This window comes from Lichenifustis flavocetrariae (assembly GCF_026130545.1).
Taxonomy (GTDB): Bacteria; Pseudomonadota; Alphaproteobacteria; order Rhizobiales; family Beijerinckiaceae; genus Lichenihabitans; species Lichenihabitans flavocetrariae.
In genome coordinates, this window is sequence record NZ_JAMOIM010000068.1 from 1 (window position 1) to 16,325 (window position 16,325).

At 61.4% G+C, this 16,325-nt stretch carries 14 protein-coding genes and 5 pseudogenes; 15 read left to right on the plus strand and 4 right to left on the minus strand.

The features are described from left to right. Positions 1-360: 360 nt before the first annotated feature. The 15 genes and pseudogenes from M8523_RS33670 (at position 361) to M8523_RS33740 (ending at position 14,787) form a co-directional block, all read left to right on the plus strand. Complete coding sequence (locus tag M8523_RS33670; protein WP_282589203.1) at positions 361-984, plus strand: helix-turn-helix domain-containing protein; 624 nt, start codon at positions 361-363, stop codon at positions 982-984. Positions 985-1,259: 275 nt separating this feature from the next. Continuing rightward, positions 1,260-2,606: a DUF7986 domain-containing protein gene (locus M8523_RS33675; protein WP_282589204.1), complete on the plus strand. Its 1,347-nt coding sequence runs from the start codon at positions 1,260-1,262 to the stop codon at positions 2,604-2,606. Between the two features lie 175 nt (positions 2,607-2,781). After that, positions 2,782-3,294: a transcriptional regulator LdtR gene (gene ldtR / locus M8523_RS33680; protein ID WP_282589205.1), complete on the plus strand. Its 513-nt coding sequence runs from the start codon at positions 2,782-2,784 to the stop codon at positions 3,292-3,294. Positions 3,295-3,516: 222 nt separating this feature from the next. Then, the gene (locus M8523_RS33685; protein ID WP_282589206.1) at positions 3,517-4,014 is read left to right on the plus strand and encodes a TadE/TadG family type IV pilus assembly protein; all 498 of its coding nucleotides are present in this window, start codon (positions 3,517-3,519) and stop codon (positions 4,012-4,014) included. A 277-nt stretch (positions 4,015-4,291) separates the two neighbouring features. Then, on the plus strand, positions 4,292-5,809 hold the full coding sequence (locus M8523_RS33690) for a pilus assembly protein TadG-related protein (protein WP_282589207.1): 1,518 nt from the start codon (positions 4,292-4,294) through the stop codon (positions 5,807-5,809). 124 nt (positions 5,810-5,933) lie between these two features. Continuing rightward, positions 5,934-6,113, plus strand: a pseudogene (locus M8523_RS33695) (recombinase family protein); the annotation flags it as partial. A 197-nt stretch (positions 6,114-6,310) separates the two neighbouring features. Further along, positions 6,311-7,855: a sensor domain-containing diguanylate cyclase gene (locus M8523_RS33700; protein WP_282589208.1), complete on the plus strand. Its 1,545-nt coding sequence runs from the start codon at positions 6,311-6,313 to the stop codon at positions 7,853-7,855. Between the two features lie 87 nt (positions 7,856-7,942). Next, on the plus strand, positions 7,943-8,626 hold the full coding sequence (locus tag M8523_RS33705) for a response regulator transcription factor (protein WP_282589209.1): 684 nt from the start codon (positions 7,943-7,945) through the stop codon (positions 8,624-8,626). Positions 8,627-8,818: 192 nt separating this feature from the next. Next, the gene (locus M8523_RS33710; RefSeq protein ID WP_282589210.1) at positions 8,819-10,810 is read left to right on the plus strand and encodes a putative bifunctional diguanylate cyclase/phosphodiesterase; all 1,992 of its coding nucleotides are present in this window, start codon (positions 8,819-8,821) and stop codon (positions 10,808-10,810) included. Between the two features lie 184 nt (positions 10,811-10,994). Next, positions 10,995-11,447, plus strand: a complete 453-nt coding sequence (tnpA, locus tag M8523_RS33715; RefSeq protein ID WP_282589211.1) for an IS66-like element accessory protein TnpA — start codon at positions 10,995-10,997, stop codon at positions 11,445-11,447. A gap of 26 nt (positions 11,448-11,473) precedes the next feature. After that, positions 11,474-11,797: pseudogene (gene tnpB / locus M8523_RS33720) on the plus strand (IS66 family insertion sequence element accessory protein TnpB). A 50-nt stretch (positions 11,798-11,847) separates the two neighbouring features. Then, positions 11,848-12,999 (plus strand): IS66 family transposase, encoded by a 1,152-nt coding sequence (tnpC, locus tag M8523_RS33725; RefSeq protein WP_282589212.1) that lies wholly within the window; start codon positions 11,848-11,850, stop codon positions 12,997-12,999. A 132-nt stretch (positions 13,000-13,131) separates the two neighbouring features. Then, positions 13,132-13,427 (plus strand): annotated as a pseudogene (locus M8523_RS33730) (recombinase family protein). Between the two features lie 197 nt (positions 13,428-13,624). Further along, positions 13,625-14,122, plus strand: a pseudogene (locus tag M8523_RS33735) (IS66 family transposase); the annotation flags it as partial. A gap of 59 nt (positions 14,123-14,181) precedes the next feature. Further along, a complete protein-coding gene (locus tag M8523_RS33740) occupies positions 14,182-14,787 on the plus strand; it encodes a UPF0149 family protein (RefSeq protein ID WP_282589213.1) in 606 nt (201 codons plus the stop codon). A 28-nt stretch (positions 14,788-14,815) separates the two neighbouring features. Here the strand turns inward: M8523_RS33740 and M8523_RS33745 are convergent. The 4 genes and pseudogenes from M8523_RS33745 to M8523_RS33760 form a co-directional block, all read right to left on the minus strand. Then, positions 14,816-14,976 (minus strand): annotated as a pseudogene (locus tag M8523_RS33745) (IS630 family transposase); the annotation flags it as partial. 92 nt (positions 14,977-15,068) lie between these two features. After that, complete coding sequence (locus M8523_RS33750; protein WP_282589214.1) at positions 15,069-15,233, minus strand: Flp family type IVb pilin; 165 nt, start codon at positions 15,231-15,233, stop codon at positions 15,069-15,071. A 150-nt stretch (positions 15,234-15,383) separates the two neighbouring features. Then, positions 15,384-16,004 (minus strand): DUF1349 domain-containing protein, encoded by a 621-nt coding sequence (locus M8523_RS33755; RefSeq protein WP_282589215.1) that lies wholly within the window; start codon positions 16,002-16,004, stop codon positions 15,384-15,386. A 30-nt stretch (positions 16,005-16,034) separates the two neighbouring features. Next, positions 16,035-16,325, minus strand: a 291-nt coding sequence (locus tag M8523_RS33760; RefSeq protein ID WP_282589216.1) for a hypothetical protein, incomplete at its 5' end; no start/stop codon positions are given.

Below are 16,325 nucleotides of genomic sequence, written 5' to 3' on the forward strand. Positions count from 1 at the left end.
TTGATCCACGCGACGGCGCTAGAGAGTGACGACTTGGTCACGTGACCATCGTTTAGCGTGACGAGCGAGAGGGTGGCGGTTTGACAATCGGACTGCGCGCATTCCTCATGGCCACTTCGGTGACGCTGCTTCGCCAGTCGAGTCGCGTGCCGAAAAGGAGAAAGCCAACGCTGCACTAAGGCGCTGAAACGAGAAGACCCCCAGGCTTGCCGGCCCAGGGGTCTTGAAATCGATGAGAGCTTACGCGTCCCGAACAGTCGCGAAGGTCTCATAGCTCCTAACCGGGAGTCAACGGAAAAGCGCTCGCTTTTCCGACCGAGATCGTTTTGTCGCTCCGCAGCCCTGATGAGGGCAGGGGACATGCTGAAAAGATCAGGCCGGGGGCGCGAGAAGCTCTTCGGCGACGGGCGACCTGTGCCCATGGACAGGAATGCAAAGGCTCGCCTGATGGTGCTGGCCCGCGCGCTGATGCGTCGGAGCGAGAAGGGCAGGGCCTACGGGGCCATTACGGCCAAGGCCTATGCGGTGCTGGAAAGGCTGCTGTGGGGCTTCCACAACGCCAGGAGCGGCCTTTGCTTCCCGGGCTATGCCAGGATCGCTGAGGCGGCCGGCTGCGCCCCCTCGACCGTGGGAGAAGCCATCCACATGCTGGAGCGGGCAGGGCTGCTCACCTGGGTGAACCGCCTGGCCCGCATCAAGGTCTACGATCCCGTCATCGGCTGGCGAAAGCGCGTCATCCGGACGTCCAATGCTTATAGTTTCGCCGATCCGGGGGCCTCAACCGCGCCCACATCAGGGCAGAGTAGGCCGGTGCGCTCTTGGATCTGTTGTAAAACCGATTTGCCGTCAGGAACCCCAAAACAAGAGATTTCTCTAACGGACGCGCCTCGTCGGCGCGACTTGGTGCAAACCAAGACACCCCTCGATGAGGCACTCAATCGATTCAAAGAAGCCATGCAACGACGCAAACCCCTCTCCTCCTGACAAGCTGACCGCAATCAGGCTGCAAAAGTCGCCGGAAGGCGACTGCATCAAAGGCGGAGCTATGCCGGGGAGGGTCGCGAGGGCATGACCAGTTTAAGCTCACTACTGGCCATGATAGCGCAGGTGCTCTTGCTCGCCGGTCTCCTCACAGCTGCCATCTGGATTGTCACCCACCTGCCATGGGACGATGAGGAAGAATGACAGTTGCAGGACTGTACCGCCCCCGCGGTAGGATCCGATGCACAAGGCCGCGCTTCGCCAAATCAAGAGTTTCCATGCACAAGGATCATGACCTGATGGGCTTGATGAAGTTCCTCGCCCGCGAGGACTGGAAAGAGCCGTTCCACGCCGTCCTCGACGAACACTTTGGCCCGGCCATGGACGCGTTCGATCTGACCCATGACGACATCGAAGATCTGCTCGACGACGCTTGGGCCATGACCCTCTGGGGCTGCGCCTTCGAGGATTTCCTCACCCGCGATCTCGAGCCGGACGGACGTAACCTCGTCGAGGACTACCTCAAACGGCGCGGATGGAAGGAGACCCCGCGGACCAAAGCCTACATGAAGGAGCTGCGCACCTCAGTCATGAGCCTCTATGAGGTGAGCGAGATTGTTCCCGGGCAATCGCTTCGGGCCCGCGACCTGATCCGCGCCGGCGAGCCCATCGTGGTCAGCGAACGGTCGACGACCCACACATTGAAGCCGTGGGACAAGATCGCGGCCCGGATCGTGCCACAGCGCGACGGCCATGTGTTCGCCGGCGGCCTTCTCCCGTTCTCATCCGAGGCTGCCACCATGCTGCTGGACGGCATCCACGACAGCTTGGACAAAGACAGTCTCTCTTCACCTTTCATGGATGACAAGCTTCAGACAGCCGCACCCTTATTCACCCTGGCCTGGTTGTTTGACGTCCTCCCCAAGGCGCTCGGGGAAGAGCAGCCGGTGCTGCAGAACCGTGACGGTGAGGAGATTGTCTTCCACACCGTTCGCTTTCCATTGGCCATCAGGATGACCCAGAAGGAGATCGGTACGCGGCTCGACACACTTCAGGATCTTCGTCGGGAAAGCGAAACGTTCTGGAACTGGCTGGGCGACTCGCCACAGACGCGAGACGGCAAGGATCAGGGCGCCATGTCGCTCGACGTGACCATGGACGACGGCAGACCAGTCCTCGGCAACATCGAATTGAAGGAGCGATCCCTCCTGCTGATGGTCAACTCGGCCGCGCGAGCGGCCCGGGGAACGGCGATGCTGCAGGAGGTTCTCGGCAACCGCGTCCTGACGCCGTTGACCGAAATCCAGACCGTCGATCAGATGCGCGAATCCTCCCAAGGCCAGCCCGCGGGGGCATCTTCTATCCCCCCTGAGATCGCGACGCCAATCGTTCACGCGATGCTCGACAAGCAATACCGCGAGACCCTGGACGAACCCGTCGGCATGATCGGCGATGTCGCCCCTCGCGCCGCGGTCAAAACGGCCGAAGGACGCGAAAAGGTCGCAGACTGGCTAAAGTTCCTGGAGAACCGCTCGGCCAGCCATAACGATCCGACCGATCCCATGGTCACCTACGACTTTGGCTGGATGTGGCGCGAGCTAGGGATCCAGGACCTGAGGCAGTGAGCCTCTACCCGTTTTAAATCGATTGGAGCCGCTTCCATTGATTTACTATAGTGCAGGCGAGCTGGATAAAGAGGATGTTCATTCTGTTCTTTAGAGTAGATTTTACAAGCGGATCGTAACGTCAAGACAATGTGAGAGACCGCGCGAGATAAGCGCTCTGAGTTCGAGGCATGACATGAACACCGCAGCCAAGATCGCTCCCGCGCCAATCCGCAGTGGTCGACTTGCCGATGTCCGCCCAGCCTATCTCGAATCCCTGACCCTGGTCGAACGCCTGCATCGCCGGCTTCTCGACGTGATCAAGGACGAGTTCGACCGCAAAAGCCGGAGCGACATCAATTCGGTCCAGGCGCTTCTTCTCTACAATATCGGTGACAAGGAACTCACGGCCGGCGAGCTGCGCACCCGGGGGTACTACCTCGGTTCAAACGTGTCCTACAACGTCAAGAAGCTTGTTGAGATGGGCTTCCTGCATCACGCGCGATCGCGCGTCGACCGGCGCTCGGTCCGCATCAGCCTGACCGAAAAAGGCAAGGAGGTTCACGAGATCGTGGCGGCGCTCTATGAGAAGCACGTCATGACCGTGGAACAGATCGGCGGCATCTCGGCCGAGGAGTTCGCCCAGCTCAACATCTGCCTCGCCCGTTTGGAGCGTTTCTGGACCGACCAGGTCAAGTATCGGCTGTAGGGATGGAATGCGGCTGAGTGCCTAATCCAACCCGCCACCTGTCCGGTGAAACGGGGTGCACACCACAATGCCTGCAAGCGCGAGCTTCTGACTCTAAGCAATTGGCAAGGGTTCTACCGGTAAGGTCTAGCCTGGCCTCAGGCTTCGGAGCCGATCGCCCTGTCATCGATTGTAGCGCACCACGTCCGACGTCTGACCGCAGATCACAGCGGCGCAACAGCTGTGGAATTCGCGTTGGTGTCGCTGATGTTCGTTTTGTGCGTCCTGCTGACACTCTCGGTCGGCCTTGTGCTGTTTCTGCAGCAGCAACTCGACTATGCCACCAGCAAGGCGGCCCGGCAGATCATGAACGGCACCGTCCAGCAGAACGCCTATAGCAGCACCGATTTTCGCGTAAAGGTCGTCTGCTCTTACCTCCCGGCGATCTTCTCCTGCAACGATGTCATCGTGAACGTGCGGACCGTCACCAAGGGCGTCAATCCCGGCGGCTACTATGCCTTTCTTAATAGTAGCGCGACGGGACTTGTCATCCCCCCATTATCCAACGGTTCTGCGCAGTACAATGTCGGGACGCAAGGTTCGTACGAATACCTGCAGATCATCTATCCGATCACGTTCCTGCCATCCGTCGTCACGACCCTCCTGAGCAGTCAAACCTACAATGGGTCTCCCGCGTATTTGGCCATGGCGACGGCAGCCTTCCGGAACGAGCAATATTGATGCGCGACCGACATCAACTTCAGCGACGATGCCGCCACGCTATGCCTTCGGCAACAGGCGCCGGTGGACAATGCGGCCCCTTACAACCGTCTCAACCTGCCGAGCTCACTCTACGGGCCAGGGTTCATCATCGCTGTCGTCGTATCTTTCACCTTCAACCTCACCTTTGGGGATGGACTGCTCAGTCGGTCACGATCACCAGATCGGCTTTCGTGCAGCCGCTCTACGCCACGGACCTAGACTTCGACACGGCCAACAGCGACGGGATCGCCTCGACATGCAGCTAAACGTCGCCCTTCGCGGTGCAGCTAGGCGGCTGAGGGCTTTTGCGCGCGAACGCCGCGGCAACATCAGCATTCTGTTCGCCCTCAGCCTCGTTCCGATGATCGGTATGGTGGGGCTGGGCGTGGACTACGGTATTGCGCTCAGTACCAAATCCAAGCTGGATGCCGCAGCCGATGCGGCGGCCCTGGCAGCCGTGGCGACTGCGAAAGCCTATGTGGCCGCGAACTCGTCAGATAGCAATGTCACCGCTGACGCCACCGCGGCCGGACTCGACCAAGCCAAGCGCGCTTTCGCGGTCAATGCCGCTGGCTTGAAGATCGCCACTGTTCCCACGCCGGTCATCACCCTGACTCGCACCGGGCAGACTTTCGCTTCGAACGTGTCCTACAGCTCGGTGACGACGGCCCAGTTTGGGCGCATGTTCGGCACGCCGGCGCTGAATGTGGCCGGAACTTCGGCTGCACGGGCCGACGTACCCAGCTACCTCGATTTCTATCTCTTCGTAGACGAATCCGGTTCCATGGGCATTCCGACCGCGGCTGCCGACCAGACAACCCTTGCCAACGTGAACGGCGGCTGTCAGTTCGCGTGCCATTTCTCCGACCCTAAGCTCGCCACGGAGAGTGCCGGCGCCTGGGGTTACAACATCGCCACGACCGGATATACAAAAAAGAAGGCAAGCAACGGCACCTACGTCAACGACAAGCAAGTGCTGACGACGCCGATCCAGCTGCGATCCGGCGCGGTCAATAATGCGATCTGTCAGTTGCTGTCCCGCGCCGCTTCACCCGCCGTCCCGAACCAGTACCGGGTTGGTATCTACCCCTTCATCAATCAGGTTGCGACTTTAGCGGCCCTGACGACCAACATCCCATCGCTTCAATCAACGGCCGATTGCTCCTCCAGCCCACCAATGGCGCTGACCTCGCTCCTGGATCCGGGCGTTACGCAATTCTACTCTGGGAACGACCCGACGACCGGAACCGGCAGTGGCGGGACCCACTTCGAATCTGCCTTGCCGGGGATGCAGGCCTTGGTGTCGCCCGTCGGCGACGGGTCTTCGGCCGTCAATTCCAAGCCGTTCGTGTTTCTGATCACGGACGGTATGGACAACGGGCAGCATTACTCGTCAAAATCTGGCTCGTCTTACCGCTATGTGGGGGATCCCAACACTCTTTTCACGAGCTACGTTGGCAGTAACGGCAAGGCAGTAACTTCAGGTTTTGATGGATCTTCCCCTCAGATCTTCAGCAGAAGCTATTGTTCGCAGCTGAAGTCTGCGGGCATTACGCTATCGATCCTATATATTCCATACGTGACACTTGCCGTGGGGAGCAGCAATCAAGCGGAAACCATCACTGTTGACAATCTTATTCCCGGTGTCTCCAGTAACCTTCAGGCCTGCGCAAGCTCAGGATTCTTCTACACGGCCAGTTCGGCATCTGACATCACCGCCGCGCTGTCCGCTATGTTCAATCAGGCCATCCAAGTCGCGCATTTGAGCAAGTGACAGCTGCTGCCGCAGAGAGTGGCATCATGGGTCGGACATCGGTGCGACCTCGCGCGCTCGCAGCGTGGTAGTTCGGCCACCAAAGAGCCCGACAGCTTCGCCCTAGTCGATGCAGGGAACGTGGGTGACGGATGAGGGCGTATCAGGTATCTCGACGCGGCTTGTTGAGCGGCATCAGGGGTGCCGGTGGTTCGACATGCTTTGGAGGGGAGACGTCCTGGTGGTGCGGTGGGTCGATCGGCTCGGCCGGAACTACCAGGACGTGATCGACACAAGCGGGGATTTCATGCGCCGCGCAGCGTTGGCCACAAAGTCTTTCGCGTCCTCGTGCTGATCAGCAGCATCGGCTGCATGATCCGACCCCCTCTTTACCTTCCGTTCGTCGGCCTGAGTCTGAACCTCTCTTGAGCGATCCCAGGGCCTTTGACCGTTGCGTGTGAACCCTCGTTAGGATCTTCCATGACACAAGTGACGGGATGAAGCTCACTGAAGGGATCGGCAGTGATCCTGTTGCGCCGCCTACTTCGGTATCTTCAGTCTGCCCAAGTGTGGATCGTGCTGGGCGTCGTCGGTCCACTCGGCATGCTCTTGATTTCGGGGCTCATGCTGCTCGACCTGCGCCGCGACACATGGGACAGGGCGGAGCAGACATCCCAAAACCTCCTGCAGGTGATCGAGCGTGATATCGCCCGCAACATCGAGATCTACGATCTCTCTCTTCGTGGCGTGGTCGACAATCTGAAAGCGCCCGGCCTTGCCGATCTGAGTCCGGTACTGCGCCAGCTTATTCTTTTCGATCGCGCCGCAAGCGCGAGCGACATGGGTGTGATGCTGGTGCTCGACGAAAGCGGCAACATCATCGATGACGCTAACGCGGCGCAACCCCGCACAGCCAATTACGCCGACCGCGAGTACTTCCAGATCCATAAAACCAATCGCGATCAAGGCCTCTACATCAGCAAACCGCTGATCTCGCGCCTGACGGGCGTTCCCATGATCGCGTTGAGCCGGCGGATCAACAAGCCTGACGGCTCGTTTGGAGGCGTCGCGATGGGGACGCTGAAGCTGTCCTATTTCATGCGCTTGTTCGACCGGATTGGCCTGGGTCAGAATGGCGCCATCAACCTTTATCGCGACGATGGGACACGCATCATGCGCTACCCCTTTGTCGAGGCGGACATTGGAACGAGCATCGCCGCAGCACCCGATTTCAAGCGATTTGCCCGGGACAGAAGTGGCAGCTTCACGGCCGTCTCCGTTCGCGACAAGGTCGAACGCCATTATGCGTTTACGCACATTGGGGATCTGCCGCTCATCCTCAATGTTGCCCTGGCAACTGCCGATATCGAGGCCGAGTGGCGTACGAAGGCCTGGATCATCGGTGGCACCTCGCTCGTTTTATGTGGGCTCACGATCATCCTCGCTTTGTGGGTTGGACGCGAGCTCCGTCATCGCACGGCCATGCAGGCTGAACTCGCCCGCCTCTCGCTGACCGACGGTTTGACAGGACTTTCCAATCGTCGTCGGTTCGATGAGGCATTGCCTCATGCGTGGAGCGCCGCCGCCCACACAGGAAGACCGCTGTCGCTGTTGATTGTCGATGCCGATCACTTCAAGCGCTTCAATGATCGGTATGGCCATCAAGTAGGCGATGATGTTCTCAGAGGCTTGGCCCGCTGCCTCATGAGCACCGTGCATCGCGATGAGGATCTCGTGTGCCGCCTGGGTGGGGAGGAGTTCGCGCTGCTCTTGCCTGAGACCGACCTCGCCGGTGCTTTGCGGATTGCGGAGAAGGTCCACAGCGAAATTGCCGCTTGCAGGCTCTGGCCCGTCGGCATCGGCGCAGGTGCTGTCACGGTGAGCATCGGAGTGGCCTCTTCGGATGGTGGGCGTCGGCCCCACACCACATGCAACGACCTTTATCGAAGCGCAGATGCTGCACTCTATGAGGCAAAAGCAGCCGGCCGGAATCAAACCCAGTGGACACGAACCACGGAACGCGATCTGGAGACGTCGTCTCCTCTGCTACGCATCGTAAACACCTGAGACGCGTGGCTTTTCCCATGTCAGAAGATCGCATTGCGACGTCGCTGCATGGGACGCAAGTTGGCCGCGTCCGGCCGGAGGTTTGGAATGCGATTGCTGCTGGTGGAGGGAGGGACACACCTTGGCGATCTGCTGACCGAACCTATCCGTCGTGTGGGTTGGATGCTGGATGCAGCCGGCACGATCGTTGCGGCCCTCGAGGCCTGGCGATCAACCGCCTATGATCTCATTCTCGTCGATCTCGGCCTGCCTGACGGCGATGGCAGGTCCTTGATCACATCCCTGCGGGCACACGGCTCATCCGTGCCGGTCTTCGTTCTCACCGCACGGGGGTCGATCGAGGATCGTATCGATGCGCTCGACTGCGGCGCCGACGATGTTCTGATGCAGCCTCTCAATCCCAGCGAGGTCCTGGCGCGGTGTCGCGCCCTGCTACGACGAAGCAGCTCGCGCTCAGCAGACAGGATCGAGTTCGGCCGTCTCCAATTCGATCCCGGCTCCGGGTCGATCCGCGTTGGAGGCGACATCGTAGGGGTGCCCCCACGGGAACGCTCCTTGCTCGCATTGCTGCTCCGCCATGCCGATTGCGTCGTGCCGAAAAATCAGATCGAGGTCGCCATGTCGGGCTTTGGGGAGGTGATCTCAACCAACGCCGTTGAGCTCGTGATGTCGCGCCTGCGGCGGCGGCTCAGTCAGATCGACCCTGGCATCACAATCGAGACCGTCAGGGGCATCGGCTATTGGCTGCGGAAACTGAAGGAGAACGTCTGAAAGACTTCGAAAGCCTTCCTCACCGGCGCGCACTGTCGGGTTCAACAAGCGGCCGAGTTCTTCAAGCGGACCACGGAATTTGCGGCGTCTCCGAATGGCAATGTCTCGGCCTCGTTAAGGCACGCTTTGGCATAGTTGACTAAAACTCCGGCCGCGCAGGGGGCCGAAAGGATCTGAGCGCATCATCGCATCATGCGCTTGCTCCCAAATCACGTCGATGCATGGCCGACCCACCTGCTGGAGAAGCGGTTCGGCCGGCTGCTTGTGTCTGGAACTCTACTGGCGGCAGTGTCGCTCGTCGTCGGCCTCGGCTGCACTGGCAGGCAGCTTCGCGACGAGGCCAGGACGGCCAGCCAACAGGCGCTTCGGGTCGCGGAGCTGCGCGGCAGCATCGCTTATCTCGATGAATGGTTGACCGCGTCCGCGCGCCTCGCCGTTGCCACGGGCGAGCACCACTGGGCGGACCGCTACAACGAAGCGCTCCCGAAGCTCGATGCGGCCATCGCAGAGGCAGCCGAGCTGGCCTCGCCGGAGACCCGTGGGGCACTGGCCAGCACCACCGGCGAGGCCCACCGCGACCTCGTCACCATGGAACGGCGTGCGCTTTCGCTTGCCAAGGGCGGTGATCTCGCATCCGCACGCGCGCTGCTCGATGGACCGGAATTCGCCTATCTCAAGGATGTTTACGCGTCGGGCATCGATGGGTTCGGACAGGATCTCGCCGCTTTCAACGCAGCCCGGACTGACGCGCTCACCGACCGCGCGTGGCTCCAAGCATGGGGGTTGGCGCTCGCGGTCGTGGTGCTGGTTGCAACCGGCCTGTGGGTTCTGTGGCGCGCGCGGCTCAAAAAGGCTCAGGCACACATCGTCACGGTGGCTCGTACCGACATCCTCACCGGCCTGCCGAACCGCCAGCGGTTCTACGAAGCGGCTGAGGTCATCCTGGCTGAACAGACACCCCAGGGCCGAGCCCTGCTGTTGATCGATCTCGACCGTTTCAAATCCGTCAATGAAACCTTTGGTCACGACGCCGGCGACGAGGTGCTGAAGCTGGTCGCGGCTCGCCTGCGCGGCGTTGTACGTGGAGGCGACCTGCTGGCTCGTCTCGGGGGAGACGAATTCGCGCTTGTGCTCGGCCAGGACGGGACCCTGCTGCAGTCAGGGAACGAGGCGGACGCTGTAGCGGCACGCATCGTCACGATCCTTGCGGATCCGTTCGTCATTCACGGCAGCGCGGTCCAGATTGGTGCCAGCGTCGGCATCTCGATCCAGGACCCGCCCTTGATAACGGTGAGCGACCTCATGCACCGAGCTGACGTCGCCCTGTCGAGGGCGAAGCTCGATGGTCGCCGATGCGTCCGCATTTTCGAACCCGAAATGGATGTGGAAATGCGGTCGCGGGTCTTGCTCGAGCGCGACCTGCGGCAGGCTGTTGCCCAGGACGTGGTCGTTCCCCATTACCAGCCGCTGGTCGATCTCCGGACCGGGGCGCTGGTCGGGTTCGAAATGTTGGCGCGGTGGCCCCACCCAACCCGTGGGATGGTGCCGCCGGACGTCTTCATTCCGCTTGCCGAGGATCTCGGCCTCATCGGCGCCCTGACGGAAGGCCTGATGCGGCAGGCCTGCCGAGAAGCCACAAGCTGGCCGCATGCCCTCACACTCGCCTGCAATCTGTCGCCGGTGCAGCTCTGTGACCCTGGTCTCCCTGGGGCTATTCGCGCCGTCCTCAATGAGACAGGTCTCCTTCCAAGCCGTCTCGAACTCGAGGTCACTGAAAGTGCGCTCGTCGGCGACCTCGCCCTCGCCCGGGCGTCGCTCGGACAGCTCAAAGTCTTGGGTGTGCGCCTTGCCATTGACGACTTTGGCACGGGCTACTCCAGCCTGAGGCACCTGCAATCGCTGCCCTTCGACAAGATCAAGATCGACCGGGGCTTTGTGGCTGGGATGGCCGACAACATTGACAGCGGCAAGATCGTCTCCGCCGTGGTGGGACTGGGTCGAAGTCTGGGCCTTGTGACGGTCGCGGAAGGGATCGAGACTGAGACCATCGCGGGTCTTTTGCGCGATCTTGGCTGCGATATCGGACAGGGTTGGTTGTTTGGCCGGCCGGTGTCCGCCGACCAGATCGTGACAATTCTGTCCGAAGAACCTGTCGAGCATCGCGCGGTGCCGGCCGCAGCATAGTCACATTGCGTGCACCCTCGATATTGCGGATCGTCCACAAGCTGAGTCCGATCGTAGAGGCGCGGCTCGGGACCCTTGGACCAGCCGTCCAAAAGACCGTAAGCGGCGCGAGCGCCCCACCTTTTTTCGGGGTCTGTGATGCGTGATGCTGCTGTCCTGATCGGTGACCTTGCAGGACAACGCGATGGGACGAGGGAACGAGAAGACCGGTGCGAATGGGGTTTCGCACAGTCATCAGCACAGTGCGCAAGCCGGTCGGGATGATGGGCGCTACCGCCGCATTGAGATCATCACCGGCACCGAGCGCCGTCGTCGATGGCCGGCGGATGCCAAGACGCGGATCACGGCGGAGAGTTTTGCGCCGGACGTGAGCGTGTCCGAGGTGGCGCGACGTCATGGGGTGAGCCTTGGACTTCTCCACCATTGGCGGCGCCGTGCGCGGGAGAAAGGGCGCGTCGAGACGCTCCACTTCGTTCCGATTGCGGTGACGGACGAGGCGCCTGTTGCTGCGCGGCTGGAGATCTCGCCTCCGGGCATGATCGAGATCGACATGGGCGGTGTTCGGATCCGCCTCAGCGGCTCGGTGGATGGAGCCGCCTTGAGAACGGTGCTGGCGGCGATGCGAGGAACGCAGTGATCACGCCGCATGCGGGTTTGAAGGTTATGCTGGCCTCGCGCCCGATCGATTTTCGAAAAGGTGTCCATGGTCTGGTCTCCCTCGTGGCGGAGGCGCTGCGGTCCGATCCCTATTGCGGGACGATTTTCGTCTTCCGCTCGAAGCGCGCGGACCGCTTGCGGTTGATCGCCTGGGATGGCAGCGGGATGGTCCTGGTCTCCAAATGGCTGGAGACTGGTCGCTTCACCTGGCCGCCGATCCGCGATGGCGCGGTCCATCTGAGTACCGCGTAATTCACGATGCTGATTGACGGGCTGGACTGGACGAAGGCCGTGCCGCAGCCTGTGAAAAGGCCTCTGCGTGTGGGCTGATCATGTTGGTTTTGATGGATAATTCCGGTCTGTTGGGCTAACCATGAGGCATGGCGCTCGCCCCTGAGGATCTTCCCCGTGACCCCGACCTCCTGGTCGCCCTGGTGCTGGCCCAGGCGGTCGAGATCGAGAAGTTGCAAGCCGCGTTGAAGACCGTCAACGCCCTGGTGTTCGGTCAGCGTTCGGAACGGCGGGATGTTCTTTTCGAGAGTCAAATGGCGCTCGATCTGGATGATGTGAGTTTAGTGACGCCACCGCCGGCCGCCAATGACGATACCCGGCCCGCGGCCGTGGCGCGGGGGGCGCGCAAGACCGCCCGGCGGAATGTCGGCGCGCTTCCCAAGCACCTGCCGCGCATCAATCGGGTAATCGAGCCAGAGAGCCTGGATTGCTCCTGCTGCGCCGGTCGGCTCCACAAGATCGGCGAGGAGGTCAGCGAGACCCTGGACATCGTCCCGGCGATCCTACGGGTGCTGCGCACCATCCGTCCCGCCTACGGCTGCCGGGCGTGCGAAGGGGCCATCGTGCAAGCGCCCGCGCCCGCGCGGCCAATCGCCGGCGGCATGGCGACGACAGCGCTCATCACCCATGTGGTGACTATGAAGTTCGCCTGGTTTGTCCCGCTCTATCGGCAGGCCCAGATCCTGGCCGGTCAGGGCGTGACCCTGGATCGCTCGACCTTGGCGCTGTGGGTCAAGCGGGCGGCTTGGTGGCTGTCAGGGCTCTACGAGCGTCAACTCGAGGTCATCCATTCCTATCCGCGGGTGTTCTGTGACGAGACCCGGATGCCGGTGCTCGATCCGGGGCGCGGAAAGGTCAAGATCTGCCAGTTCTGGGCCCATTCGGTCGATGATCGCCCCTGGCAGGGTCCGGCGCCGCCGGCGGTGGCCTATGTGTTCGCTCAAGGACGCGGCCATCGCGAGATCAAGGACCAATTGGCCCGCTATCAAGGGATCCTCCAGGTCGACGGCTACAGCGCCTACAAGGCGCTGGCGAAGGCCGACCGCGCCCCAGGCCCGATCCAACTGGCCTTCTGTCTCGCTCACGCCCGACGCAAATTCGTCGACGTATATAAATCGACGCCATCGCTCACCGCCCAGGCGGTCATCGAGCGGATCGCGATGGTCTATGGGGCTGCGTGGGAATTTCTTCAACGATACACGCTAAGGCGAGGCGGTTTGGCGGTGACGGGAAACAAGTGATTGTCGTGCCCGGCGCGGGGCCGATCAACGCCCCCCGAAAACCCGTCAGATTTCGTGCGACAAACCCTATCGGCTCGCGACGGTGTGCGAGAACCTCTGATTTCAGGTTTGTCGCACATGCTGGTCGGTTACATGCGAATTTCCACCAGTGACGAGCGCCAGTCGGTCGATCTGCAACGCGATGCCCTCATCGCCGCGGGTGCGGACGAGCGACATCTGCACCAGGACAAAGCGTCGGGCGCGCGTGACGACCGACCGGCCTGAAAGTATGTATGGCCGATCTGCGCGATGGCGATGTGCTGATCGTATGGAAGCTCGATCGGCTCGGCCGATCACTGTTGCATCTGATCCGTATCGTCGAGGAGCCGAAACAGCGCGGCGTCGCTTTCCGGTCGCTGACCGAAGCCATCGACACCACGAGTGTCTAGGGAACCACAATCCCCGACGCGCTCCTCGCCCAGGTCGCGCCGCAACCTTGGAGCCACATCGCGCTGACCGGCGACTATATTTGGAACGAGATTGACCACCCCCTCGAACGATACCGCCCGATCCGCGCCAACCGCTTCAATTCCAAGAACTTCGTCTTCCCTTAGCGTGTCTCATTGCAGAGATTCCCACGGAGCCCCTCTATGAGATCGAAGCGAGGCTGCGCGGCACCAGCGCCGAGCACCGGCTCGCCGGTCGTCGGGCCGAGACGGCGCCGATCATGGTGAGGTTGAAGACCATGCTCACGCAGACGCTGACGGAGATCTCGGCCATCTCCCCGCTCGCCGGGGCGATCAAATATGCGCTCGGCCATTGGACGGGGCTGACCCGCTTCCTCGATGATGGGCGCATCGAGGTCGACACCAACACCGTGGAGCGTTCGATGCGTCCGATCGGTCTCGGCCGGAAGAACAGCCTCTTCGCCGGCAACGACGGAGGCGCCGAATCCTGGGCGATCCTGGCCTCGCTGCTGAACACCGCCAAATTGAACGGGGTCGATCCCTACACCTGGCTGGCGGACGCCTTGGAAATGGTCGTCTCCGGAGAGGTCAAATCCCATCAGCTCGACCGGCTCCTCGCCTGGAATTGGAAAGCCGCTCGGGAGGCCGCCGCGGCGATCGAAAAAGCCGCCGCGTGAGGACGGGCAAGCCCCTCGCTCCCTCTTCGGCCTCCGCTCACGCCGCGGCGGCGGCGGCCATGCCCCAGGACGAACTCGATCGCTGGCTGCGCGCCAAGACGGATCCGCGTCCCGCCGCTCAAAGCCTGTCGATGCTCGACGGCTTCATCGCCGCGATCGTCGCCGGCCCGCTGTCCCTGGATCCCCTAGACTGGATCTGCCCCTTGCTCGGGGTTGGACCCGATGCCTTCAATCACGGCGGCACGGCGGACTATGCCGCAATCTCAGCCGTCGTCCTCAGACACAACGCCATCAGCGAGGCTCTGGCGACCGAGCCCAAGCTGTTCCAGCCCCTCTTTGCTCAAGCCCCCAACGGCGATGTGGATCCCGGGCCTTGGGCCAGGGGCTTCCATGCCGCCATGAAACTGAACCTCAAGGCCTGGTCCAAGATCATGACCCGAGGCAGCCCCGACCTGTTTCATCTGCTGCCCATCTTGGCCTACTGCACCGACGACAGAGGGCAATCCCTTCTGCACCCGCTCATCGGCAACGATCCCATCGCCCAGGCCATGGCACGAGAACTCTGGCCCGAAATCACCATCTCGATTCAGGCCCTTCGCCGGTACTGGATGCCAACCCGATTCAAGGCGAAGCCCGCCACCAGATCAAAACGACGCACCCCATAAACCCGTGCCCCGCTCGCACCGCTTACAAAAGACCGTCGGGGCCCTGCGCATTGGGCCGGTGTACGCAGTCGCGCAGCGTCTGCCGGTTCATCCCATCCAGGACCGCAGCCGCCGGCTCTGGTTCCCATTCCGGGTCGTCGTCGTGAGCCGTCGCAGAGAAGCCGCCGAATAGTCCGTTCGCAAGATCAACGCTGTCCATGGCGCGAATTCTCCTCACGCCGAAAAATTTGCTCAACCCCGATCAGGAAATCCCTCCCGAGTCACAGCCCTGGGCCCTGGTATTAGTTCAGACCAGCCGAGATGCTGGTAAACTTAGTATTAAGCTTAGTTCCGATCGAGGTTAGGGCCGCGATGATGACAACGCTTATCAATCCCGCAATCAGGCCGTATTCAATGGCCGTCGCTCCAGACTCATTTCCGATAAAGCGCGCGACAAGATTATTCATGACACTCTCCGACAGCACTCGTTCACAAGCCAGTCACTCTTAGGGATGATAAAGACCTAGAGCTGGCCGATTACGTCTGTATTAATGGCATTGTCTAATACGCGGACTCACGTCGACATTTTTGATAATGGTAAATCTTAATCTAAGTGGTCAATCAATTTGAGTTGTATTCGCCGCAATTCCTGACGTGTCGTGGAGGTCTGCCGTGTTGGCAGGTCCGATGCTGAGGTCAGACAGCTCGACATCGAGGCCGGCACGCTCTGGCGTGCAGCACATCGGACCAACCCTGAGCGGCCGTCCATGACTCGCAAAAGGCGTGAGGCGCAGCAGCGTCCAGGTACGGTGATCTGTCGAGGCTTGGATGCGCAGCGCCTCGTCCTTCAGCGTCATACGCAGCCGAAGGTCAGAAAGCTCGTTGGGCGCCCCTGACAGCGACCAGTCCGACCGATGATCGGTGACGACAACGGCCAGACGCGGACAGCCATCGCTGAACTCCACCCCGGCCTTCACCCAGAGTTCAGGCGCCGCCCGAAGCATCAATCCGGCCTGATCGTAAAGGGTCTCGTAGTGGGCACAGATGCGGATCTCGGCGGAAAAGCTCGGGCCCACATCAAAGCCGAGGAAATGTCCGGTATCGCGGATGAAGCCGTAGTGAGTATGGCGCCAAAAGTCGGTGCCGGCCTCCGTGGTGACGACGAGTCGGTCGCGTTCGGCCTTCACACCGGCAGGCCGGTTCAGCCAGGTTCCGCTACGAAGATCAACATTCGGCATGGCGATTTCCCGTCGGCACACAATCCAAGATCAGAACAGCGCGAACCGCTTTGCCACGATCTTGCCTCGTTGGAACAGCTCGACGATCTCGTCGCCCTGGTAGGCCTCTTCCGCTGTGACGATGCACGCCGTGAGGAACTCGCCCTTGCGAAGCTCCTGCATCGCGACCTTGACGGCGTCTCTCAGCGTCAGAAACGGCCGTTCGCGCGAGCTCTCCCGGCTGATCCACTTCAACGTTGCCGGCACGTAATTACCCAGGCCCTTGCCACGCAAGGAAATCGCTGATTCCCTTAGCGAATGAGCCGATTCGATCTTGAGCGT